19 protein-coding genes and 1 tRNA gene are annotated in these 24830 nt (G+C 45.9%); 2 read left to right on the top strand and 18 right to left on the bottom strand.

Translation table 11 applies throughout. The features are described 5' to 3' along the window. Nucleotides 1-28 precede the first annotated feature (28 nt). The 4 genes from JOE49_RS13065 to JOE49_RS13050 all read right to left on the bottom strand — a co-directional run bounded on the left by JOE49_RS13065 (nt 29) and on the right by JOE49_RS13050 (nt 2554). Nucleotides 29-1240 (bottom strand): aminotransferase class I/II-fold pyridoxal phosphate-dependent enzyme, encoded by a 1212-nt coding sequence (locus tag JOE49_RS13065; protein ID WP_023987780.1) that lies wholly within the window; start codon nt 1238-1240, stop codon nt 29-31. Between the two features lie 12 nt (nt 1241-1252). Then, nucleotides 1253-1753 (bottom strand): Lrp/AsnC family transcriptional regulator, encoded by a 501-nt coding sequence (locus JOE49_RS13060; RefSeq protein ID WP_209941458.1) that lies wholly within the window; start codon nt 1751-1753, stop codon nt 1253-1255. A gap of 143 nt (nt 1754-1896) precedes the next feature. Next, nucleotides 1897-2283 carry a spore coat protein gene (locus JOE49_RS13055; protein ID WP_013309407.1) on the bottom strand — a complete coding sequence of 129 codons (387 nt, stop codon included), beginning with the start codon at nt 2281-2283 and terminating at the stop codon, nt 1897-1899. Between the two features lie 34 nt (nt 2284-2317). Then, complete coding sequence (locus tag JOE49_RS13050) at nt 2318-2554, bottom strand: hypothetical protein (protein WP_013309406.1); 237 nt, start codon at nt 2552-2554, stop codon at nt 2318-2320. Between the two features lie 113 nt (nt 2555-2667). Here JOE49_RS13050 and JOE49_RS13045 point away from each other — a divergent pair, with 113 nt between their 5' ends. Then, on the top strand, nt 2668-3906 hold the full coding sequence (locus JOE49_RS13045; RefSeq protein WP_209941455.1) for an NAD(P)/FAD-dependent oxidoreductase: 1239 nt from the start codon (nt 2668-2670) through the stop codon (nt 3904-3906). Nucleotides 3907-3977: 71 nt separating this feature from the next. On the opposite strand, the gene JOE49_RS13040 is transcribed toward JOE49_RS13045, so the two are convergent. The 4 genes from JOE49_RS13040 to JOE49_RS13025 form a co-directional block, all read right to left on the bottom strand. Then, complete coding sequence (locus tag JOE49_RS13040; RefSeq protein WP_209941453.1) at nt 3978-5231, bottom strand: MFS transporter; 1254 nt, start codon at nt 5229-5231, stop codon at nt 3978-3980. A 116-nt stretch (nt 5232-5347) separates the two neighbouring features. Next, entirely contained in the window at nt 5348-6055 is a 708-nt protein-coding gene (locus JOE49_RS13035; protein ID WP_209941451.1) for a hypothetical protein, read from the bottom strand. Between the two features lie 54 nt (nt 6056-6109). After that, nucleotides 6110-6523, bottom strand: a complete 414-nt coding sequence (locus tag JOE49_RS13030; protein WP_013309402.1) for a DUF350 domain-containing protein — start codon at nt 6521-6523, stop codon at nt 6110-6112. 58 nt (nt 6524-6581) lie between these two features. After that, entirely contained in the window at nt 6582-8951 is a 2370-nt protein-coding gene (locus JOE49_RS13025; RefSeq protein ID WP_209941449.1) for an endonuclease MutS2, read from the bottom strand. Nucleotides 8952-9103: 152 nt separating this feature from the next. Here JOE49_RS13025 and JOE49_RS13020 point away from each other — a divergent pair, with 152 nt between their 5' ends. Continuing rightward, nucleotides 9104-9463 (top strand): phage holin family protein, encoded by a 360-nt coding sequence (locus JOE49_RS13020; RefSeq protein ID WP_023987773.1) that lies wholly within the window; start codon nt 9104-9106, stop codon nt 9461-9463. Between the two features lie 151 nt (nt 9464-9614). Here the strand turns inward: JOE49_RS13020 and zapA are convergent, their stop codons facing one another. The 10 genes from zapA to JOE49_RS12970 all read right to left on the bottom strand — a co-directional run bounded on the left by zapA (nt 9615) and on the right by JOE49_RS12970 (nt 24655). Next, nucleotides 9615-11639, bottom strand: coding sequence for a cell division protein ZapA (gene zapA / locus JOE49_RS13015; RefSeq protein WP_209941447.1), 2025 nt, complete (start codon nt 11637-11639; stop codon nt 9615-9617). A gap of 209 nt (nt 11640-11848) precedes the next feature. Then, nucleotides 11849-14296 carry a phenylalanine--tRNA ligase subunit beta gene (gene pheT / locus JOE49_RS13010; protein ID WP_104495088.1) on the bottom strand — a complete coding sequence of 816 codons (2448 nt, stop codon included), beginning with the start codon at nt 14294-14296 and terminating at the stop codon, nt 11849-11851. A gap of 28 nt (nt 14297-14324) precedes the next feature. Then, nucleotides 14325-15356: a phenylalanine--tRNA ligase subunit alpha gene (gene pheS / locus JOE49_RS13005; RefSeq protein WP_269321413.1), complete on the bottom strand. Its 1032-nt coding sequence runs from the start codon at nt 15354-15356 to the stop codon at nt 14325-14327. 450 nt (nt 15357-15806) lie between these two features. Then, nucleotides 15807-17657 (bottom strand): ribosomal protection-like ABC-F family protein, encoded by a 1851-nt coding sequence (gene abc-f / locus JOE49_RS13000; protein ID WP_209941445.1) that lies wholly within the window; start codon nt 17655-17657, stop codon nt 15807-15809. A 367-nt stretch (nt 17658-18024) separates the two neighbouring features. Further along, nucleotides 18025-19026 carry a polysaccharide lyase family 1 protein gene (locus tag JOE49_RS12995; protein WP_372238121.1) on the bottom strand — a complete coding sequence of 334 codons (1002 nt, stop codon included), beginning with the start codon at nt 19024-19026 and terminating at the stop codon, nt 18025-18027. A 310-nt stretch (nt 19027-19336) separates the two neighbouring features. Then, nucleotides 19337-19407 (bottom strand) — tRNA-Gly (locus JOE49_RS12990). Between the two features lie 107 nt (nt 19408-19514). Further along, on the bottom strand, nt 19515-21656 hold the full coding sequence (locus JOE49_RS12985) for a bifunctional diguanylate cyclase/phosphodiesterase (RefSeq protein ID WP_209941443.1): 2142 nt from the start codon (nt 21654-21656) through the stop codon (nt 19515-19517). A 341-nt stretch (nt 21657-21997) separates the two neighbouring features. Continuing rightward, entirely contained in the window at nt 21998-23101 is a 1104-nt protein-coding gene (locus tag JOE49_RS12980; RefSeq protein ID WP_023987764.1) for an ATP-binding protein, read from the bottom strand. A 337-nt stretch (nt 23102-23438) separates the two neighbouring features. Then, the gene (locus JOE49_RS12975) at nt 23439-23855 is read right to left on the bottom strand and encodes a hypothetical protein (RefSeq protein WP_013309391.1); all 417 of its coding nucleotides are present in this window, start codon (nt 23853-23855) and stop codon (nt 23439-23441) included. A 260-nt stretch (nt 23856-24115) separates the two neighbouring features. Further along, nucleotides 24116-24655, bottom strand: a complete 540-nt coding sequence (locus JOE49_RS12970; protein WP_023987763.1) for a peroxiredoxin — start codon at nt 24653-24655, stop codon at nt 24116-24118. Nucleotides 24656-24830: the final 175 nt, after the last annotated feature.

The raw sequence follows: 24830 nt of genomic DNA, 5'->3' as shown, positions 1-24830 counted from the left end.
TTTATGAATTACCCATAAAAAAATAATTTTAACCTTCTTTTCTTACTTTTTCTACAAAATGACCAATCCGATCCAGTGCCTCCGTCAGCTGAGCAACAGAAGTCGCGTATGAGCAACGAAGATAGCCTTCGCCTCCCAAACCGAACACATTACCCGGTACAGCCGCAACTTTAGCCTCTGCCAATAGACGCTGTGCAAATTCATCTGAGCTAAGTCCCGTGCTTTGAATACTAGGGAAAACATAAAAAGCCCCTCTTGGCTCATGGCACTCCAGGCCGATTTCCCGGAACCCTTCAACCATCAGACGGCGACGCTGATTATAGGCTTCTACCATACGATCTTTCTCACCCAAACCATTCCGCAAGCCTTCCAGTGCCGCAACTTGCCCCATAGAAGGCGCACACATTACGGTGTACTGATGGATTTTGAGCATAGCCGCAATCAGATCTGGATGTCCGCATGTATATCCAATACGCCAGCCTGTCATGGCGAAGGCTTTGGAGAAACCACTGACGAGAATCGTACGATCCATCATACCAGGCATAGCGGCAAAACTAACATGCTTCTCTCCATAATTCAATTCAGCATAAATTTCATCAGAAATGACGATCAAATCATGCTTTTCCACGACTTCGGCAATCGGAAGCCAATCTTCATAAGTCATCGTAGCCCCAGTTGGATTACTCGGATAGCATAAAATCAGCACCTTGGATTTAGGTGTAATTTTTGCCTCCAACGCCTCAGCCGTCAGCTTAAATTCATCCTTAGCAAATGTTTCAATACCTACCGGAATCCCGCCTCCAATTGAAGTGATTGGAGAATATGAAATGTAGCACGGCTCGGGCACGAGAATTTCGTCGCCAGGTACAATTAACGCACGCAAAGCAAGATCAATCGCCTCGCTTCCCCCAACGGTCACGATAATCTCATTTTTAGGATCATAATTAACTTCAAATTGCTCATTCAGATAATCACTAATCGCTTCACGCAGTTCTGGCGTTCCCGCATTAGACGTATAGCTGGTAAAACCTCGCTCTAATGAATAGACACAGGCTTCCCGCATATGCCAAGGGGTTGTAAAATCCGGTTCGCCTACACCAAGGGTAATAATATCCTTGTTGCCACCCACCAAGTCAAAAAACTTACGAATGCCCGAAGATGGAATTTCGCGCACCAACGGGGACAAATAGGAACTCATGGCTTTGTTACTGTCGGTAAATGCTTCTGTTTTGAGATTCATCATGATCTTCCTTTACGGCGAAATCACCAGACGATTATCTTCCTGATGATCCTCAAAGATAATTCCGTCCTGCTTGTATTTTTTAAGCGTAAAATTAGTCTTGGTGGACAAGACCGAGTCAATAGGAGACAGTTTCTCCGACACAAAATTAGCGACCTCACGGAGGTTGCGGCCTTCAACTTCTACCAGCAAGTCGTATGCTCCAGACATGAGATAAACCGATTTAACTTGCGGATACAAATAAATCCGTTCTGCAATACCTTCAAATCCTCTTCCACGCTCGGGTGTAATCTGTACTTCAATCAAAGCAGTAACCTTTTCGTCGTCGACTTTATCCCAATTGACTACGGCGGCGTACTTAACGATTACATGTTGGTCTTCGAGCTCTTTAATTGAGGTGCGTATATCCTGCTCATCAACCCCCAGTAAAGTAGCCAACAAAGTCGGTGTTCTTCTTGCATCTTCTTTTAACAATTCCAGCACTTTTAATTTCAAACCATTTAGCTCTGTCATTCTACATAAGGCCTCCATCGAAAGAGATTACTATACATCATACAATACGCACTTTAAACCTGCAAAGAAAAACCGTCCGCCCCGGTAAACCCGGCAGACGGACGGCTGTTATGGGAAATTGCTTCAAAAACGGAATATCCCGTTTACATATAGTAAGGGTTATTTTGGTGAGTAGGCTGCCCTTGCTGATGCATAGGTTGACCATATCCCCCCGCTGATGACGACTTTTGCTGAATGAACTGTTGGCATTCGTGTTGGGTCTTGCGAGCTTCTTGAATCTGTTTGTCCAAATCGATGCGCAGTGCTTTTGACGAAGTGGAGTACATATTGTTCTGACTCATCAGACGATACAAATCGCCTTGTAGGCGCAGCGTATCGTTCGTAAGGTCGGTGAACATCTGACGCACAGACGGACAATTGGATTCCGTTGTCGCTGTTGTATACTCTCCCACCGTGCGTTTCATATCGGCAAGAATGGTATAGAGCAAATCTTCTTCGGGCATAAATGACGTATTGTTCTGTGAAAACATCGTGATATTACCTCCTTTATTGGTTAATCCATAATTACTGTTGCGGTTGCATAGGAGCAAGCTGCTGGTGCTGTTGAAGTGCATTGGAAAGCAGGTTCAGGTGGTTCTCATGAGTTCTCGCGAATTGCAGACAAGCTTGCTGAATGGCTGGATGCTGAATGGATGCTGCTGTCGCCGTACATTGCTTGAGCAGCAGTTCTTCATTGGAAATGGAGTCCACGATGTACTCCAGCTCTTTGCCTGTCAAGGGTTGCATGTTGGTAGATTGCATAGTCTCTGTGCCTCCTTAAATGTTTTGTTGCACGCTGGTTATCTTGTCCGTTTGGCGAAATACTATGTACACATAAGAGATACTACATATTGCCTATAAGGAGTGCTGTTTATATGGAATTGATTAGCGGGAATACGTATTGGCCGAGTACCTTGGAGCAAACATCGGATTTTCCGCCTTTGGCAGAGGATTTAAATTGTGATGTACTGATCATCGGAGGCGGGATGGGTGGGTCCATCTGCTCCCGGCTATTGGGAGAACGACAGGTAGACACCGTGGTTATTGATAAACGCAAGCTGGTACATGGAAGTTCTTCGGCCAATACCGGACTGCTGCAATATAGCAATGATAAGACCTTAACCTCCTTCATCAATACGTTTGGTGAAACGAACGGTGTACTGTTTTACCGTATGTGCAAAGATGCTCTGGATCAGTTGGAAAAACTGTCTACCACGCTGGAAATTGATCCATTCTTTATACGCCGCAGTAGCCTGTACTATGCAAGTACATCGGAGGATGTGCAGATGCTTCAGGAAGAGTACAAACAGCTAACCCGGTTTGGATTTCCCGTCGAATACTGGGATGAGCAACAGATTGCAGCCCGATTTCCTTTTCGAAAATCAGCAGCCTTGTACACGCACGAAGATGCCGAGGTTAATCCATTTTTGTTTGCCCAAGGACTGTTGCAATCCGCCAGCCGTCTCGGTGTACGCTTATATGAGTATACGGAAGCCAAGCATTTTGAATTCAACGAAAATGAAGTTGTTTGTCATACCAGCGGTGGAATTATCCGAGCGAAAAAAATCATTTTTGCAACGGGTTATGAAACACAGGAGATTAAAACAGATCGCGGAGCCGTTCTAGAAAGCTCTTATGCTATCGCCACCAATCCAATCGGAGATGTTCCCTTGTGGTATGAGCAGTGTCTGATTTGGGAAACTGCTCGTCCTTATCTGTACATACGCTCAACACCGGAAGGACGCATCATTATTGGTGGTTTGGATGAACCTGTACTGGACGCCCATCAACGTGAAATCAGGCTGCTACACCAACAGCAAAAGCTGCTGCAAACGCTACAGGAGCATTTTCCGGGTGTTCCATTTCAGATCGACTATGCTTGGGCGGCTGTATTCGGCTCCTCTCACGACGGCTTGCCGTATATTGGTCCACATCCACGTTTTCCAAACTGCTATTTTTTGGAGGGTTACGGGGGAAATGGGACGGTTACGAGTATGATGGCCGCACAGCTATTGGCTGATGAACTGACGGGCACACACCGACCTGAAATGGAGCTTTATTCTCTAATCCGTACTACCAAGCCCTCGCCTGAAACAACGGAACCGATGGTTTAACATATGAATACAAAAAGAACCTCTTTCCCCTACTAATTGGGTCTGGAGGTCTTTTTTAATGTATTTTCAAACTATTCGGTTTGCTTGTGCCAGCGTTGTGCATGGGAATGAGATTTGCTCTGCTTCGTCTTTTGTTCCATTTTCAGCACACTTCGCATAAAAAACCATCCGAGCACTGGCATCAATGCAAGGCCAATCAACAACCAGATCATCGCCGTAGGAGCCTTGCTGATACTTAGGACACCCAAGAAAATGAGTGTTCCGGTCAATCGGCCTACCATTAAGCATAGTTCGCGCAACACAACCAGTTCCACTCTCTGATTGGCATCTCCTTTACTCGTACCCATTAAATCAAAGCTCGCAGAAATCATGGGAATTAAATATAAAGGCATAAATAAAGCGGTGCCGATCCCCATAATCAGTAGTGTGCTATACTCCATACGCCACAATAACGGTAATAGCGCGATCACCAACAACACGGCACCCAACAGCATACCCGCCGAACGATAGTGTGGCTTGAGCCATTTTCCGACAGCCCAAAAGCTGAAAAATGATACCGCCGAGGTGATAAGTGAAAACTGTGCCAGCTTCCATTCCTGTTGAGTAGCTACATATACGAGCAGCGTAATCAGGAAGGCAAACACCCCTTCACGGATGCCCTGGGCAATAAGCGATAACGACAACGGACGCCACATACTCCTTTTTTGTGACAATCGTTGCTTGGGCTCTTTCCAATTGTAATTTCCTGTCGGCTTACGTTTGCGAAGAAAGAAACTAAGCACCACTCCTACGACATAAAAGGCCAAGGAAATACTGAATATCACGCGATAACCTGCGTCATCCTCCATACGGGCAATAATCCAACCGGACAGCCAAGGACCCACTATACCAGAAAACGAGCCCAGCAGACCCACCCATCCGTTAAAATGATCACGGCTTGCCTGATCCGTGACTTCGAAAAAAATCACATTAAACGCCAGCCAGAATAAACCTAATGCTGCACCCAGCAGCATCCCGAGCGGCCATATGTAGTTCACAGCCTGCGGTCCCGTATATAACACGATCAGATAAAATAGGCCTGATAATGCGGTCCCCACGCGTAGGGCATTCATTTTGTTATGTTCCTTGACCCACTTTCCAGCCACCCAGACCATAATTCCCAGTGCAATTTGTTGACTAACATTAAACCAGCCGATCATCGCGTAATCCTGCCTGCTTTTCCACAAATACACATTAAGAAATGTGCCTGACAATGCTGCTGCAAACACAAACAATCCATTCAAGCTTAATAGCAGAATGGATTGTCCGTTCAGGTTTGATTTCAATGCAGTTCCCCCTAACCGAAAAATCACCAATCAGCTTATTTCAAGCCAGCTTGTTCAAAGATTTCTTCGATTTAAGATGCCCGTATTGAGCTTGGGCCTATCCGGGGGATTGCTATTTAATTGTTGGAAATACCGCTGAGCTTCTCCAGCATCCGCAGTCGGTCATTCTCTGACAGCGTCTGCTGGACATGGAAGCAGCTAGGGCATACATAAACATTCAAGACGAACGGCAAATCCAGAACGGGCTTGCCGAGCGCTGGAGACATCGACGGTTCAAAACCTTCTCTGGTTACGGTTTGCGAACCTGCATGCAGCATGTACTCCCCACATTGAGAACATTCAAGAACCTCATCTTGTCTGTCGAGTATTTGTTCAGCGCCTTGTTCATAAGCCATCAGATCCGCACCGCTTTCTTCAAATTTTTGCAAAGTATGCAGCACAGGCAACTTATGAAGCTCATTATCCTGCAACAACGGTGCATCAACCGGTTTTTCAACTACGATTTCATCCTCTGCCTCATATAAAATATCCTGCTCCTCATCATCACCGAGCTGAATACTCAATGTCCGATAACCCTTCAGGTCTTCTTTTCCATGAGAGTGGGGCGCCGGGGTTACAGAAGCCACATGATCATGTTTCTTCTCTTCATGTCCATGCTCACCGGCATGTCTATGAACAGGTGGAGAAACAGACTCATCTTCATCATCGGTGATGTCAGAGTACCCTTTTAGATCATTATGGCAATAAGGACATTCTTCCTCAGGTCCTAATTCTTCATCCCAAATAATTTCCATGTTACACCATGGACAAATAGTCATTTCCAAGCTTTATCATCCTTCCGTTCCAAGCGTATACCAAGCTCTAGTATACAAGATATGTCAAGTTACACTGGCACCGATCACATAAGATAAAGATATGGAAATAATCATGGAGAACAAGCCGACAGCACGATTATCCTCTTTAATCTGTTGATCGATAGAAAATACCGGTGTCAGAAACTCAAAAAGAAAGTACGCCGCAAGAAGCAGTAAAAAGCCAACGAACGACCAAATCATCGTATCATACACACTGGATTTGGCTTCCATTGCAAAGCGGAGTACGTTGCAAATACCGAACATTTTCCCTCCCGTAGCCATGGCTACCGAAACATTACCGCGCTTGATCTCTTCCCAGCATTTATAGCGGGTTACCAGCTCAAAACACGACAAAAATACAATTAGCTCCAGCACCGCCACCGAGAAATAACCCAGCATCATCCCCAACGGATGTGACAGCAATTCATCAATCGCCATCTTCACTTCGTCCCTCCCGTTCTACCAAGCGTTCCCGGGCAAAGCCGGCAACCCCTAGCTATTCCAATTCAGCAACTGTTACGCCTGTGCCGCCTTCATTGTAATTACCGATACGGTAGCTTTTCACATGCTTATGCTTGCGGAGGTACTCCTGAATACCGGTTCTCAGGACACCCGTACCTTTACCATGAATAATGTGTACCTGACCCAGATTGGCCAGAAACGCTTCATCCATGAAGCGGTCCACTTCCATCAAGGCTTCCTCCACGTTCGCCCCCCGAAGATCAAGTTCACTTCGTACGTTATCATCACGTGTCCGCTTAACGCCAGTCACTGGTTTTTGAACTCTTGGAGTCGTTGTTTGTGCAGGTTGCAGTAGTTCCAGATCATCCAGACTGACCTTCATCTTCATGATTCCCAGTTGAATCACAGCTTCCTTGGTACCGGACAGTTCAACCACGTGTCCTTTTTTATTCAGACTGTGGACGGATACTTCATCGCCAGCCATGATAGAACGAGTACGCGTAGCAGCCGGGCGTTTGACGGTACTTTTTTTGCGTTGTTTCGGTTCAGCCTCATCCAGTTCTCTGCGAGCTGCAATCAGCTTATGCTCCTTAACCGAGGCCCCTTCTTCCTGAGCCAATTTACGCAAATCAGTAATGATTTTCTCTGCTTCACTACGAGCCTTATCCACGAGAACCCTTGCTTCGTCCTCAGCTTTTTCCAGCATACGGTCCCGTTGGGACTCCAGCTTATCCAGCTCCATCTGATGACGGCTACGCAATGCTTCCATTTCCTTACGTAGCTGCTCCGCTTTTTCCCGTTCTTGCTCAGCTGCCAAACGGTTCTGCTCCAGTGACGCGATCATGTGCTCAACGCGCTGGTCTTCTTCCGTTACCTCACCACGGGCATAGTCTAAAATACGCCCTGGCAATCCCAATCGCTCGGCAATGGCAAATGCATTACTTCGTCCGGGTACACCGACCAGAAGGCGGTAAGTCGGGCTTAATGTAGCGACATCAAACTCCATGCTTGCATTAATAATTCCTTTGCGCTCATAGGCATACGCCTTCAATTCACTATAGTGAGTCGTCGCAACCATGCGGCAACCCATGGCATGTATATGCTCCAAAATAGATACAGCCAGAGCCGAACCTTCTGCGGGGTCCGTTCCTGCCCCCACTTCGTCAAGCAATACAAGACTTTTTGGCGTCATATTTTTCAGGATGCTAATGATATTGGTCATGTGACTGGAAAATGTACTCAAGTTTTGCTCAATGCTCTGCTCGTCACCAATATCGGCATAGATTGCATCAAATACACACAGCTGGCTTTCATCCTCAACAGGTACAAACAGTCCAGACATCGCCATCAAGCTAAGTAGGCCAATGGTTTTCAGGGTAACGGTTTTCCCCCCTGTGTTCGGTCCGGTAACGATAATAGAGGTGTATGAATTGCCTAACTCCACATCAATGGGAACAACCTGCTCCAACGGAATTAGAGGATGTCTGCCCTTTTTCAGCTTTAAATATCCGCGGTCATTCATTAAAGGTAAGGTTGCCTTCATTTCACGGGCGAGACGCGCTTTTGCAAAAATAAAATCAAGATTGCCCAAAATGTCCACATCATACAGCAACATATCTGCTTGTTCTGCGACGAGTGCGGTCAGCTTTTGTAAAATGACTTCAATTTCACGCTCTTCTCTCAGCCTTGTTTCCCTCAGCTTATTGTTCATGGCTACGATGGATTCAGGCTCGATAAACAATGTTGCACCAGACCCGGATTGATCATGAACAATTCCGCCAAAATAAGAACGGTATTCGGCCTTAACCGGGATCACAAACCGATCTCCGCGAATCGTAATCAACTGATCTTGAAGCATTTTGGAGACAGTTGAGGAACGAATCATGGAATCCAGCTTTTCACGAATACGCACTTCTCCCGAGCGCAGCTCCCGACGGATTTGAGAAAGCTCTGTGCTGGCAGAATCCAGCACCTCTGCATTCTCGTCAATACAGCCTTTAATGGAGTTTTCCAAACCTCTCTGCTCCGAAAGCTGCTCACTCCAATACAGCAATGTTTCGACAGGATTTTCCTCATGCAAACTTGTCACGTATACCTGTATACGGCGTGCGGCCTGAACTGTTGTCCGAATGCCGAGCAACTCCTGCGGGCTTAACGTTCCACCAATACGGGCACGCTTCACCGCCGGAGTGATACCTACTACTCCGTTAAATGAAGGCACTCCTTTGAGGCGATCAGCAGCATAAGCCTCATCCGTGCCTTTCAGCATTTTCTTGATATGCTCCAAATCATCGCTGGGCTGTAGTCGAAGGGCTGTCTGTTGTCCCGTTGCCGTTTGGGCATAGTGACTTAGTTTATTTAGAATTTTTTGATATTCAAGGGTTTTGAAAATTTTAGAGTCCAACTTCACTACTCCTTTCACTTATATCTATATTATACCGAAAGCAGCAAACTTACGCTATTTGCCAACTCTGTTTTACACATAAGAAAGCTCTTCATGCCACACACTAACCTTTGTCTAACCCTGTAAATTCAAAAAACAAAGGAGGTTATTCCGTGAGCATTCTCGGGCACATTGTACGTTTCATCGTTGCCGCTCTGGTGCTGATGGTCGTAAGCTGGATCGTTCCCGGATTTAGTGTAGGCGGCTTTTGGAGCGCGCTGATTCTTGCCATTGTCATTGCCTTGGTTGGTTACATCATCGAGGCAGTGTTCGGCCGACGCGTTTCTCCATTTGGACGCGGTATCGTAGGTTTTCTAGTGAGCGCTCTGGTTATCTGGATCGCTCAGTATGTGGTGACCAATGTCAGTGTTTCCGTTCTGGGCGCATTGCTCGCTGCATTGGTTATCGGGATTATCGACCTGTTCATTCCGGTATCGACACCGTTTGAAGCCGGTCGCAAAGACGGGAAATAATTTCAGTAGACCCTCCCGGCAAAGCTGTCCCGAAGCAGATTTCGTCTGCCAAAGGACAGCTTTTTGTCATCAACACTTCTGAGTGGATACAATAAGCAAACAATCCCCGGCGATGAGCAGCCGGGGATTGCCATACATTTATAATCCGTATCTACTGATCCTGTTCGATAAGTTCAATCCATTCATTGTACTCCGTTTGAAGCTTAGTGTATTCTTCCTGTAATTGACGTAATTCTGTAGAAATCTTCTCCGTATTTTCCCGATCTACGTCCTGTTGTACTTGTAACAAACGAAGCTGATGCGCCGCCATTTCATATTTTTGACCCACTTCGTCCAATTCAGACTGCAAGGCCATTCGTTCCTGCTCTATGGACTGCTGTTCAGCTTTCGCCGTTTTGGCAGCTTCAACCGCCAAACGAGTCTCCTCCTGAAGCTGTTCCTTTTGTTCAACTGTTACCGCTATTTCACGTTCCCAAGATGCAAATTCTTCCTTACGGGCAGCATCTTCAGCTTCCAGACGTTCCGCTTCTGCCTTCAACTGATCGTATTTAAGTTGCCACTCCAGAGATTCTTCCTCAGCACGTTCCAGCTTACTCCGCCGTTCGTGATCTTCCTGTTGAAGCTGCTTGATATTTTGCTCCAGCTGTCCAGCTCGGCTCTTCATGCTTCCATATTGCTCCTGAAGCGATTGATACGCCTTCGCTCCCTCTTGCTCTCGGACTTTGGCTTTCTCAAGCTCATCCTGAACACGAATCAGCTCAGGTGAAAGCTCCTTGATTCTCGCTTCGAGTTGAACTAGCCGTTGCTGTTGTGAAGCAAATTTATCATTAATAGCTTCGAGCTCAGCCGCTGCGTGCTGTAATTGCTCCTGTATCGATTCCTTCTGTTCACGTGCTTCCAGCAGGGAGAGCTCCAGCTCATCAACAGCCAACTGGCGTTCTTCTGCAAGTTTCTTCCATGACTTCTCGCTTTCAGCTAGCGTAGCCAGCTCACTTTGCAGCTTGCGAGAAGATACGTGAGCTTGCTCCAGCAGCTTCTGCATCCGCCGCTGTTCTTCCTCCAGCTTAGCCGTCTGCTGCTGCGCAGCCTTGGCTTCAGCTTCTAATTGATCATATCGGCTTTGCAGTTCTTCACGCGCAAGCGTATCTGCCTGCTCTCGCTCTATCGCAACCTGTCGTTGTGTTTCCAGTACAGACTCCAGCTCGGACTGTTGTTGCTTCAGTACTCTTGCTTGCTCTTGAGCCTCTCCCAGACGAGAAGAAAGCTCTGTACTGCCTGCCTGTACTTGTTCTAATTGTTCCTGAAGCTCCTCAACCCGAATCTCCTGCTCCAGTGCAGCTTCATCAGCTCGTTTCTGCGCTTCCTGATGCTGTAGCTTTTCTTCATTCAACGCCAATTCAGCCTGTTTACGTTCCTGCTCCAGCTGCTCATTCAGCCCGGAGCACTTGGTCTGCCATTCGCTTACCTTCTTACTATGCTCTTGCTGCAAAGCAGATCGCAGCTTGTCCAGTTCTGTACGCTTTTGCTCCTGATGAGTCTTCTCTGCAGCTGACAGCTTGGCTTCAGCCTGTTTAGCCGCTTCAGCCACTTCCTTCTTCATCTGCTCTTCTATCTGCCGGATACGGGCATTGGCCGCCTCCTGCTGCTCTTTCAGCTTGCGAGAAGCTTCTTGACGAGACTCCTCTAATTCACGTTTAGCTTGTTTTTGTCCATTTTCAAGTTCAGCCGCTTTTTTCTCCTGCTGTTCCAGCTTTGCCTTCAATTGGGCAATCTCCTTGGCTGATACAGATTCGGTTTCCATCAGCTTCTTCTGCGTTGCTTCCTTTTCTTCCTTTAGTTGAATAAGAGATTGATGCATATCTGTATTTTTTTGCTGCTGTTCCCCTAGAGCCGTCTGGAGTTGCGCCAGATCCCCCCGGAGCTCTGCTCGTTCCGCTGCTAAGCGGTTCATATGACTCTGAATTTCCTGGATTTGTACAGCTTCCTCTGCCATATGAACCGCAGCCAGCACGGCAATTCGGGGCATATCCAGACGCGAATGAGCTTGAGAAATGCTGTGCATACGCTCATCCACGTAATTGGCAACCTGCTTCATATAATCGGTATTGCTGCCGACGAGTTTATAAGAAGTACCGTAGATCTCTACAGTGACGCGAGTACGATCTGGTGTAGTCACAATTATGCCCTCCTTCAATACTACTGTATGTTGATTCTAAGGTGTGTCCGGTACTATGGTAACCCGCCTTCCGTGAAGCGTTCAACCTTATTAGTCCGGCTTCCCCGCAGCGGGTAAATATCAGAGTAAGAGAGCTCCTATGATGATAGGCCAAAAAGCCGTATCGAACCTCTGTCACTAAGATTCGATACAGCTTCCCGCATTTCCTGCTACTTTCTCAATTCCGCTCCAAAAGTTTGTTCCAGAGACGTAACGACAGGAGTATGCGCCGCATTGATCTCTTCATCCGTCAACGTATGTTCCCAATGACGATAGGTCAGAGAGATAGCTACACTCTTCTTATCTTCACCAAGCTTACTGCCTGTAAATACATCAAACACTCGCGCATCCTGCAATAGCTCTCCGCCTGCAGCGTGAATAACACGAAGCAGTTCACCTGCCTCAACGTCTTTATTTACCACGAGGGCAATGTCACGTTCCACGGATGGGAAGCGAGCCAGCTCTCTGAACTGAATATGAGAGTTTGCGTGTTCAACGACCTGTTGCAACGCAATTTCCGCTACATACGTATCATTCAGCCCATAAGATTGTTGAAGCTCCGGATGAATCTGCCCAATGGTACCGATCCGTTGAGAGTTCCCATTCACATCCAGCCATACCGAAGCGGAACGGCCCGGATGGTAGCTTTGCGGTTGGTCAGCCACATAACGAATGCTGGCACTCAACCCGAAATAGTCAAACACCGTTTCAAGCGCGCCTTTAATATCAAAGAAATCAACCTTTTCAGCACCAATATTCCATTGTTTTTCACGGCGTACCCCAGTCAGCAGTAGACTAAGCACTTGAATTTCCTGCGGCTGACGGGTTAATGTTTGTTCCTCTGTATAAAATACCGTTCCCATCTCAAAAATCGCCAGATTGTCTTGCTTGCGATTCATGTTGTAGACCGCTGTATCCAGCATTTGTGGAATGATACTCGTACGCAAAACACTACGGTCTTCACTCATAGGCATAGCCAAACGTACCGGATGGCTACCTTCTGTCAGGGCATTAAATAACCCCGTACTTTGCGGATGTACAAAAGAGTAACTGATCGTCTCCTGCCAACCACCATGAGCCAGCAATCTGCGCAGGGAGCGGCGCAATGATTGCGATGCTGTCAAAGCTCCTGGAGTTGTCGGCCCTTCAATCGGCGTGGTCGGGATATTGTCGTAACCATACAGACGAGCTACCTCTTCGATTAAGTCCACGTCAATGGTAATATCTCCACGGCGTGTAGGTACTTCGACTTCCAGTACCCCTTGCTCTGCGTCGCCACATCCGAAATGAAGTCTACCGAAAATCGTTTTCACCTCAAGCAAAGACAGTTCGGTTCCCAAATATCGGTTTATTTTATCTAGCGACAGCTTGATAATGCGGTTTTCAGCTTTTGCAGACGCAGATTCTACGATGCCCTGGTGTACAGTGCCTCCCGCATAACGCTGAATCAGCGCAGCTGCACGATTCACAGCAGGCACAACAGCTCCTGGATCAACCTCTTTTTCAAAACGCAGACTTGCTTCCGAACGCAGTCCAAGTTGACGGGATGTTTTGCGAACTGTACCGCCGTCAAACTTCGCAGATTCCAGCGCAATGCTGACCGTCGCATCCGTAACCTCGGAGTTGGCTCCACCCATCACGCCTGCCAATGCAATTGGTTTCACACCGTCTGTAATCAGCAGCATATGCGGCTCCAGCTTACGCTCCTGATCGTCAAGTGTAATCAATGTTTCGCCGGCACGAGCGAGTCGAACTTCAATATTTCCATTTTCTAGCTTATCCGCATCAAAAGCATGCAACGGCTGACCGTATTCCAGCATGACGTAGTTCGTAATATCTACGATGTTGTTGATCGGACGAACACCTGCCGCCATCAGACGGTTTTGAATCCATAACGGAGAAGCCCCCACTTTTACACCTGTGATATAACGGGCCGCATAGTGCGTACACAGTTCAGGAGTATCTACCTTCACAGACAGATGATCTGCTGCTGCATCGCTAATTTCCACCAGATCCTTAGCCGGATCAGCCAGCGAAATGTCACGTCCTAGAATCGCACTCACTTCATATGCTGCTCCGTGCATGCTCAGGCAATCCGAACGGTTGGGTGTCAGATCAAAATCCAGTACCTGATCATCCAGCGCCAGCAGCTTCGTAATTGGCATACCAATTTCAGCATCCTCAGGCAGCACCAAAATACCTTCTTGCAATTCCTTTGGAAGCAGCTTGTCATTCATGCCCAGTTCTTTGGCCGAGCAGATCATGCCCATGGATACAACACCGCGTAGCTTGGCTTTTTTAATGTGGAAATCTCCCGGCAACTTTGCCCCTACAACTGCAACAGGAACCTTTTGACCTGCATCCACGTTTTTGGCACCACACACGATTTGCAGATCTTCCTCTTGACCTGCATCGACAATACATACATTCAGCTTATCAGCATCTGGATGCTTTTCCTTGCTTTTAACATAGCCGACAACGACGCCAGTAATCCCTTGATTGCGCTGCTCGACCTCATCAATTTCTATACCCGAACGGGTGATTTTCTCTGCTAGATCCTCCGCGCTTACCTGATCCAGCGATACATACTCGGACAGCCACTCGAATGATACTTTCATATGGGTTCACTTCCCTTGATATAGTTGTTTATTGACGCGCAAACTGTTTCAGGAACGACAGGTCACTGTTATAAAAATGACGAATATCGTCGATACCGTATTTCAATATAGCAATCCGCTCTACACCCATACCGAATGCAAAGCCGCTGTACACCTCGGGATCAAAACCGCCCATCTCCAACACTTTCGGATGGACCATGCCACAGCCTAAAATTTCAATCCATACACGTTCGCCATTTTTCTTCACAAAAGTCACGTCTACTTCAGCGCTCGGCTCTGTGAACGGAAAGAAGCTTGGGCGCAAACGGATTTCGGTCGATTCTCCGAACATTTCGCGTGCAAATTGAAGTAAGGTTCCTTTCAAATCACTCATACGAATGTCTTTTCCAATGACAAGCCCTTCAATTTGGTGGAATTGAAAAGAATGCGTTGCATCGTCATCATCACGTCGGAAAACCGTACCCGGACAGATAACCTTAATAGGCGTTTCGCCCTTCATCGCTTCCATCGCGCGAATCTGAACCGGTGACGTATGAGTACGCATCAACAGATCCTCGGTCAGGTAAAATGAATCCTGCATATCCCGTGCTGGGTGATTTTTAGGCAGGTTCAATGCTTCGAAGTTATAATAATCCGTCTCTGCCTGTGGGCCTTCAGCCACTCGATAGCCCATACCTGTAAAAATATCCTCGATTTGCTCAATCACTTTGTTGAGCGGGTGCAGTCCACCTTGCGGCAACGCGCGTCCAGGCAGCGTAACGTCGATCTTTTCCGCTTGCAGACGCTCATTCGTTTCTGCTTTCGTGAACTCGTCCTGCTTACGGTTAACGACTTCTTCAATCGCCTCGCGCACCTCATTGGCTACCTGTCCAACAACCGGACGCTCTTCCGCGCTCAGCTTGCCCATACCGCGCAAGATTTCAGTCAGTGCGCCCTTTTTCCCCGAATATTTGACCCGTAAATCAGCCAGCTCCTTGGGTGTTGCCACCTTCTCCAATACTTCCAGTGCTTCTTCCTTCAAGGCCAGCAAATGTTCCTTCATTTGGATGGTTTCGCTCATCGCCTGTTCAGTCCCCTTTCTTCATATCCAGCTTTTCAGACAACAAAAAAAGGTCTTTTCTCCCGGTAAGGGACGAAAAGACCGTGGTACCACCCTCGTTAGACAATAAGCTCAGCTCACCCGGCGTTCTGCCTTACGGCAACTAGTTACAGGTGATTGTTCATGCTATGCATCATTGTCTCGCTCTGCACGTTGTAACGGTCGTGAACCGGTATCCCCTACTTGCACATTCGCCATTCACATGGCGCCTGAGGTTCAAGGAACTGCTCCGGAGCGAACTTCAACAGCCCAGTATTTGCAGAAACGCTCTCAATCCTACGGCGCTTCCTCCCTGTTCAATCGGACACTGTCTACTCTTCTCCATCAAGACATTTTCAAAAATTCGAACTATTGTTCATTATTATATGCAAACTACCGCGCTTTGGCAAGCAGGGCATACGTTTCATTTCTTTAGATATCGAGATCATCCAACCGCTCCAGATTTGCACGAATGCGCCTGATTTCGCTCAACAACTTCTCATTTTCGTCATTCGTGCCCGTCATTCCCATCAACTCTGTAAGACGCAATTGTAATCGAAGACGTTCCTCACGCCGCTCCTGGTCTTCTGGCTCCCGTTGACGGCTCCGCTCATCTTCTTGCTTTTCGTCGGCTGTCCCCTCATAGATTTCATATCCGCCCCCCGGCTTCATATCGAGTAACCGAGTTGCCGTGTACCTCACCAGCTCCCGATCATGTGAGACGAGCACCAGTGCTCCATCATAGTTACGCAAAGAATCCTCTACAATTTCACGGGTTTCAATGTCAAAATAATTCGTCGGTTCATCCAGCACCAGCAGATTGGCTCCACTAAAGTACAGACGCAGAAAAGCTACCCTGCATTTTTCTCCCATACTAAGTGTCCCGATCTTTTTAAACACGTCCTCTTTCGCAAAAAGAAAGCAGCCTAATACCGTTCTCGCTTCTGTTTGGGTCATCGTCGGGAGCGCAAGCAGACTGTCCAGCAACGTTTGATCCTCCGGAAGCTGCTCCAACTCCTGTGAAAAATATCCGATGTTCAACTGTGGGTTGGCTGTGATTTTTCCCGTCTGCGGCTCCAGTTGACCTGTTAATAACCGAAGCAGCGTGGTTTTACCAATTCCATTGGGCCCCCGAACAGACAGACGGTCTCCACGTGCAACGATCAGATTTAGATTTTTCACAATGATACGGTCGTCGTAGCTAAAGTCAACCTGCTCAGCACGCAGCAAATATTTTGCCTGAAACCCGCTGTCACTTAATTTCATGTGCAAAGACGCAGCCTCACGCGGTTGCTCTACTCTATTGGCTTCCAGTCGCTCCAGTTCCTTCTCCTTCGCATGATAACGGGAAATATTTTTTTTAGCCTTGGCCTTATAAAAGCTCTGCGTAACGGCCATCTCAACCTTGGATGCGCCACGATGCGCCTGATGAAACCATTCCCTGTAATTTCGAATCGTTTCCTCCAACGCCTGTTTCGCCAGCTCCTGCTTTCGATAGCTGGCTTCCTGCTCTCGCAGTTCCCGCTCCTTTTGCGCTTTATATTCCTTATAGCCGCCTTTATAGCGCCCAATACCTGTCGATGTGAGCTCAACTATACTCGTAGCCACCCGATCCAAAAAGGCTCTGTCATGCGATACAAACAGCAGCGTTCCCGGATACGTAGACAGCCACTGCTCCAGCCAAAGCAAGCTTTCGGCATCCAAATGGTTGGTCGGCTCATCCAACACCAGCAGCTTCGGCTGCCTGACCATGAGTCCGGCCAATCGCACTCTCGTCTTCTGGCCGCCACTCAGGTCACCATAAGCAATGGACCACGTCTGGACAGGCATTCCCATTCGAGTGAGCGCCTTTTCCACCTCAGACTCCCAGGCAAAGCCTTGCAGGCGTTCGTATTCATCCATTAGCTCGCCGTAACGCTCCAGATGATGCTCCATATCCTTCCCAGCATCGGCTAGGTCAGCTTCCAGCTGTCCCAACGCTTGCTTGAGACGCCAATGCCGAGGGCTGGCCTGCTGTGCGGCCTCCAGTGCGGTTCGAGACCAAGCCACCGTATCCTGCTGCTTCAGCCAGCCCCGCTCTTCCAGTGGCAAATCATGCTCTACTTGACCAGAGGTTGGTGCCTCATCTCCCAGCAATATTCGCAATAGCGTCGTTTTACCTGCTCCATTTCTTCCAAACAGTGCAAGCCGTTCTCCTTCCATCACATCCAGCGACACATTCTCAAATAAAGATGTCCCGTTCCAATCCTTTACTACATTGCGAATACGCAAAATTGTTCTCATACCACGATCATCCTTTCCCAGTCCGGTTTTTTGATCCCGGAAGCAATAAAAAAAGCCGCAGAAGGCTGCGGCTTGCATACAAGGAATATAGAATGACTGTTATGAATCGTTTCAGAACATACGCTTATGAAAAATAACACCGCAAACGAATAAACCAAATCCCGTTCCGGAATAAACGCATACGTCCCTACATTCATTTTCAGACACACTTCTCCCGTTGCAGCTTACAGCCGCCTGCCAGTAACTGTGCAGTTAAGTGGGAAAATCAGTGTGCTTACTTCATCGGACGTATGGTTACCTTCCTTTTCATGGGATACTTACTTGCAGTCAGTATAGCAGATCACAACACATTTGCAAATAACCCGCGTTATTTTCCGAATACCAAAGTTGTATTGGACGAACCTGCATATTTCGTTACAAACTCTTTAGTATATTCAGGAGTCTGTACCTGATAGCTATAGTTTTTGCTTGGGTTCCAGTTGGTTACACGCGATTTTTGGTTGTTGATGGCGGGTAAACTCCCCACATCTTTAAACTCGCCATTGGCTTTATCATCAAGAATACCGCCCTTTTCACTACCTTTTCCAAAGTAGTTGTACTCAGAATAGATTCTTGCATTCGTAGCAATGGTGTAAGCAAGCTGGAAATTATTAATATAATTATTTTTAACATGGAAATATCCATATCTCATAAGTCCTGGGCCACGTACAAGCAAGTTTTCAAAGTAATTATTGGCGATCGTGATATGGGGCATGCCATCATAATTTTTATTGCCATCATCAGGGTATCCCAAAATGAGACCATATTTGTGATTGGCAAATTTGGAGTTACTAATGGTTACATAATCAGCCGATTGACCTATGTACAAAAGTTTGTCCAAATCCGAGCCATTCGCATTATAATTGTGACCTGCAAATGTAACATGATCAATCCAATAATTTGTACCTGCCGTGAGATAAAGTTGGATGTCATCGTTACCGTTAATGTTGGCACTGTGCTCAAAAGTTAAATTTTGAAAGATCACATTTCCCGAATTATTTGTTGTTTTCAAATGAATGTTAACCAGCTTGTTTTGCGCGTAAGAACCAATGAGTGATTTGTTGGAACCAATGTTGACCACGGTTTTAGAGGAGGCAGAAATATTTTTTTCGATTACCAGAATTTTAGGGGTTGAATCCCCTAACTGGTTTTTCAAATCGTTTAGATTATTGATATAGATGACCTGACCACCTTTTCCCCCCGTTGTGGCAGACTTCGTAGCTCCATTTTCACTTTTAGCCTGTCCGGCAAAACCAGTCATTCCATTCGTCGACGTATTTGGAAAATCAGCAGCGGCGAACGTAGAACTAGCTGGAAAAGTAAACAGCATCAAAGTTAATGCTAAAAACAGAAAAGAAAATTTCCTCATTGCAGCTACACCATCCTTTTTTTAGTTAAATCCCAACAATGCGACTATACTTATTTTTTAGTAATTGGTAAATAGTTCTTTTTATCTGTTTATTTATAGCATATAAGATAAATATTTTATATTTTATTTTGTGCAGCAATGTAAAAATAGTTCGTAAGAACGCAAAAAAGCCGTGATACCCCGTTGGCATCCCGGCTATAATGTATTTATCTAGCTCCAAATAAAACAAAAACCCTTGCGTCACAAGGGTTCCGAACTTCTTAAAACAGTAAGCGGGTGATGGGAATCGAACCCACGCTATCAGCTTGGAAGGCTGAAGTTCTACCATTGAACTACACCCGCATTTTATAACATCGCGATTCTTATGTATGACACGCTTAACCTATCGTCAACCAGCTGAATCAGGATGTTATTTAGTATAACTTACCTTTCAGCAAAATGCAAGCATACTACATACTATCCTGAGCCAGCCAATTCATAGGTTTACGTAAAAACAATTTTTCAAAGACTTCTGCCGGAATGGGGCGACTAAAGTAATATCCCTGACCCTCATGACAATCCTGTGCCTGCAAAAAATGAAGTTGCTCCTCATTTTCCACCCCTTCAGCCGTAACCTTCAGCTTCAAATGGTGAGCCATGGAGGCAATAGTAGATACAATTGCCGCATTTTTGCTGTCGACCAGTACCTCATTTACAAAGGAACGGTCAATTTTTAGACGATCTATCGGGAGATTCTTCAAATAATGCAATGAGCTATAGCCAGTTCCAAAATCATCAATACTGATTGCGACACCAATAGCCTTTATTTTTTTCAACTGTTCAAAGGCCCGATCCTTATCAAAGGTCATACTTTCGGTAATCTCCAGCTCTAGATAGCGTGCTTCAAGTTCCGTATAGGTCAAAATGCCCCGAATTACATCCACCAGCTTTTTTTGCTGAAATTGGCGCATGGATAAATTGACCGAAATCGGGATTGGTGGGTACCCGAGCTCCTGCCACTGCTTATTTTGCAGACAAGCCTCCCGTAACACCCATTCTCCCAAGGGCACAATTAAACCACTTTCTTCAGCCACCGGAATAAAATCGCCCGGCATCACCATCCCACGATGAGGATGATTCCAGCGCACCAGCGCCTCCAAACTCGTGAGCTCACCACTTTGCAGGTGGACACGTGGTTGATACACCAATGAAAATTCCTCATTTTCAAGTGCTCGCCGCAGATCATTTTCCAGCTGGAGTCTTTCATGCGCTCGCATCTGCATCGCGCTGGCATACCGCTGAAAATTCACTCCCTGCTCTTTGGCACTATGGACAGCCGTATCCGCCTGCTGAATAAGCTGTTCACTCTGATTCGCATCCAACGGGTATAAAGCTATACCAACGCTCACCGTCACATGATAAGACTCTCCATCAATATCGAAAGGCTGATCGAACAGCTTCACCATATCATCAATACGATTTCTCATAGCATCTGTATCTTCGTATCCCGTTAGAAGAAAGGCAAATTCATCTCCGCCCATGCTAAAGACAGCTTCCCCTTCATGGCTAAAATGCCCCAAGCGTTCGCCTACTGCATACAGCAAATAATTCCCTGCCATATGTCCAAGCGAATCATTAATCGCCTTGAAACGATCAATATTTAGCACTAAAAGCGCTATTGTCTCATCCGATTTTAATGATTTGCGCAATATTTTATCTAAGCGTTGGGAAAGGCGACGACGATTGGGGAGTCCTGTTATATCATCATTATAAGCAATGTGATTAAACTCAGATTCTGCTGCCTGCTTTTCACGATAAGGAACCAGAACCATCAACCGAACCAGCCCGCTCAACATATTATAAAATGCTATCGCGTTGGTCAAAAGTCCCAGAAGGTGATTAATATCGCTCATTTGCTCAGCAAATAAATAGAACAACTGACTCACAACACACAGCCCAATCCCACGAATAATAAGCAACATGCCCAACTCTGCCGGGCGGGCTTTCCGATATTTTCTCACCCCGAAAATAAAAGTGAGCACAAGCAGTAACATCACAGCCAGATTTAACGTCCAGCCCAGTTTGCCTATTTCGTATCGTATACGTAGATCTGGTAAGCCTGCACCAAATGTCTTAATAACTCCTAGAATCAGCAAAGTGCAGCCTATCCCCGCCCACAAAGCCACTGTTTTGTATTCAGACTTCGTCTTGCTAAACGGGAGGAAACAAACACATAAGAGCAAGACAGCGGTAAAGGCACGATTTACAAACAGCAGCCATAACGAAATGCCCGGAGACAAAGCAAAGTCCGTCAGGCTTACGAAACTAAACGAAACAATATGAACAAGGTAAAGCAGACCAGCCACCAAAAACGTCGGGGCAATAAGAAGCCTCTGCAAAGATAACTGTTCCAGTAAAACGGACCAGGATTGATAAAAAATACAAAAACAAATCGCAGCACAGGCAAATCCTACAATCGGATATAACAAGAAAAAAACATTATGGGAGTATATCTTATTCAAAGTTACGTGAAATAACTGAACCAAGACAAACAAAACTATCGAAGCAATGCCGATACCTATCGTTTTTTTTACTTCCAGCCGTATACTCATTCAGCCTCTTCAGCCCCCTGCATATCGGAGATTCCGATCATCTAAGACGTTTGACAGCTTTGGAAGCCGTTGTTTAAGTCTATAGTATCAAAAATAATGTTGTATTCTGGTATATAATAGCATTTAATCTGTGAAAGGTGAATCATTTTTTTGTCTTAAATTCGTGAATTCATTTTCGCATTTACGCAAATAACCGAGCTTACAGCACCAAAAAAGCGCATCATCTTGTCAGATTATGCGCTTCAGACAACCTTTTCCAAAAAGGTGATACCTATACCCCAACGCTGCACAACATAAAAGAAATAGTATGTACAGGACCCCTCTGCGAAAACCTCCCCATATTAAACTACAGGAAGCGTGATTTTAAATTGTGTGCCACTTCCATGTTTACTGTCTACATGTATGAAGCCTCCGTGATTTTTGATAATGCGATAGCTCACAGCCAGTCCCAATCCGGTTCCACTTTCTTTTGTTGTAAAAAAAGGATCAAATAAACGCGCCAATGTATTATGATCCATACCTAATCCGTTATCTTCAATACAAATGTGAACATAATTGCCCTCAAGCACTGTATGGATATCGATGCAGCCCTCTCGTTCCCCACCGATGCTTTCGATGGCATCCATCGCATTTTTAATCATATTGAGGATAACCTGCTTAATCTGCTTGACGTCAATGGAAACCTTCATGAGCTCATCATTTTCGTCCAATGCAATCTGGCAACCCTTCATCAATGCTTCGCTTTCTGTCAGCATCACTACCTCTTTCAGCAGCCCCATCACAGATACAGCCGTTTTTTGCGGAGCCGAAGGCTTGGACGAATTTAAGAACTCATAAATAATGTCGTTCGCACGATCAATTTCTGTTAATATAATCCGAGCATACTCATCCCTGCCCAACTCCACCAAATGCGGTCGAAGCAATTGAATAAAGCCCCGGATTGCGGTAAGCGGGTTACGGATTTCATGGGCGATAGAGGCAGAGATGCGTCCCAGCATCGCCAACTTATCGTTTTGATACGCCGTCTGCTCAATCTGCTTATAATCCGACACATCCTTGACGCTAAACAAAAAATCGCCATCCATCTGATCACCGTAGGTCACTGTTATCAACCAATGCCGACCATACTCATCAATCAACTCATGATAGCGCTTTCTATGAAAGATAGTTTCTTTATAAATCCGCATGATTTTCTTCTTCTTAAACCGACTTAACTCAGGATGATGCAAAATTTGCATCAAATTGCGACCTGCTAGCGAACTCCGTGGTAGCTCCAGCAATTTCGCCATTTGCACGTTAATAAAGGTCAGTACCCCGTCACTGTCAAACAGCATGATACCACTATCCAGGTTCTCCAGCACATTTTCATACTTGTTATTGGCGATCTGTGTGGAAGGACAAGCTCCCACGGTATCAAGCAAGGCTTCTTGGAATTCACTGATCATGCCAGGCTTCCCCCTTGTTTCGGAATGACAAACTGGCCGTATCGGACGCGTAATAATCTTGAAGAAGAGAAAGGCATCTATCGACTACCCTTCAATGGTGTAGAAAACAGTTTCACAGAAATCCGACCATCTCTTTCCAATTCGAGTCTTATTTTATGATAGACAAGATTAAGGATCGCAGTCAATCGGAAAAAGTGTCGAATCCACATTTTTATCCTGTTTTCTTTCGTCATAATATCTGCGCAACATTACCAAAATGAAAGATTACGTTAGGAACAAGCGCCCTACACACCAAAGAAGCTCTCCAGAATTGAGAGCTTCTTTGGTGTGTAGGATGTCAACTGCCGCTCTTATTATGTTGAAGCCGGGATCGTCTTTGGCTCATAACGGCCAGTCTTCTCTTAAGCTCTCCCTGCCATTTTTCATCATTCATCTGTTTGGCTACCATCAATAAATCCAGGGATATGTCAATTTGACGCTTCACAATTTCAAACGCATCTTCACTTTCACGATTCACACAATTTTCAAATATCGTATCATCGTCTTCCATGACATAATCCTGAAAATCAATCTCGGTTGCCCCATCTCCATGTGCATATTCAGCCAGAATTTCATACTCATTTTCGACTTTATAATGAACTTCAATGCGACGACATACCGGGCAAAACAGCAAAGGAACATTATGAACTTGGGTGCGGTAATGCTTCAGCGTTCCCTTGGTTCCTACCATGCTTGCTCCACAGCAATAACTCATCCGGGCTCAGCCTCCTCTGAACAAAACCTGTTCTGCCTTGTTTATCTTCTACACTACCTTATTCGCTTTCATCAGGCAAAATTCCTCCAGAACACAACAACATTTCCATAATTATTTGTTACTTCACTCTGTATTGTCTCATTCAAACAGGCTATCCTCACATCTCCCACTGCACAGAGCAGGCAAGCAAGCCCCCAATAACGGCAGAGTAACCGCTAGTTGGGGGCTTGCTTGTTTAATTTCAACTTGTGAAGCTTATATTACAGATTTTGATCGCCTGGTTTCCAGTTCATTGGGCACAAGCCACCGGATTGCAAAGCTTGCAGTACACGCAAAGTTTCTTCCACACTGCGGCCTACGTCGTTGTGGTTAACCACTTGATATTTCAATTCGCCTTCTGGATCAATGATGAACAAGCCGCGCAATGCAACGCCTTCTTCTTCGATCAGAACGCCATAATCGCTTGCTGTTTTTTTCGTGATGTCAGAAGCCAATGGGAAGTTCAGTTTGCCCAGACCGTTGTTTTCTTTAGCTGTGTTAATCCATGCTTTGTGGCTGTGCACGGAGTCTACACTGATACCCAGAATTTCAGTATCCAGCTCTTTGAATTGGTCAGCAGCATCGCTCAATGCTGTAATTTCCGTAGGGCACACAAAAGTGAAATCCAGTGGATAGAAGAAAAATACGAGCCACTTGCCACGGTAATCGGAAAGCTTCACCGAACCAAATTCTTGACCGTCTCCAGTTACTGTTTCCAATGCAAAATCAGGGGCGGGTCTTCCTACCAATCTTTCTGCCATAATATGAAATCCTCCTTTAAAATATGTAAGAAAAACACCGAATGTGCTTTCCTCAATCATCTGTATTGTAATGAACAACTTACTTGATAAATGTTATCATTCGCTGAAATCAAAGTCAATATTGTAACCATTACTTTTTTGTAATTATTTTAAACTAGCTTAAAAATTCACAACT

This window comes from Paenibacillus sp. PvR133 (genome assembly GCF_017833155.1).
Classification (GTDB): domain Bacteria; phylum Bacillota; class Bacilli; order Paenibacillales; family Paenibacillaceae; genus Paenibacillus; species Paenibacillus polymyxa_B.
Note: the sequence above shows the minus strand (reverse complement) of the source record. Positions and strands in the feature narration are given on the sequence as shown.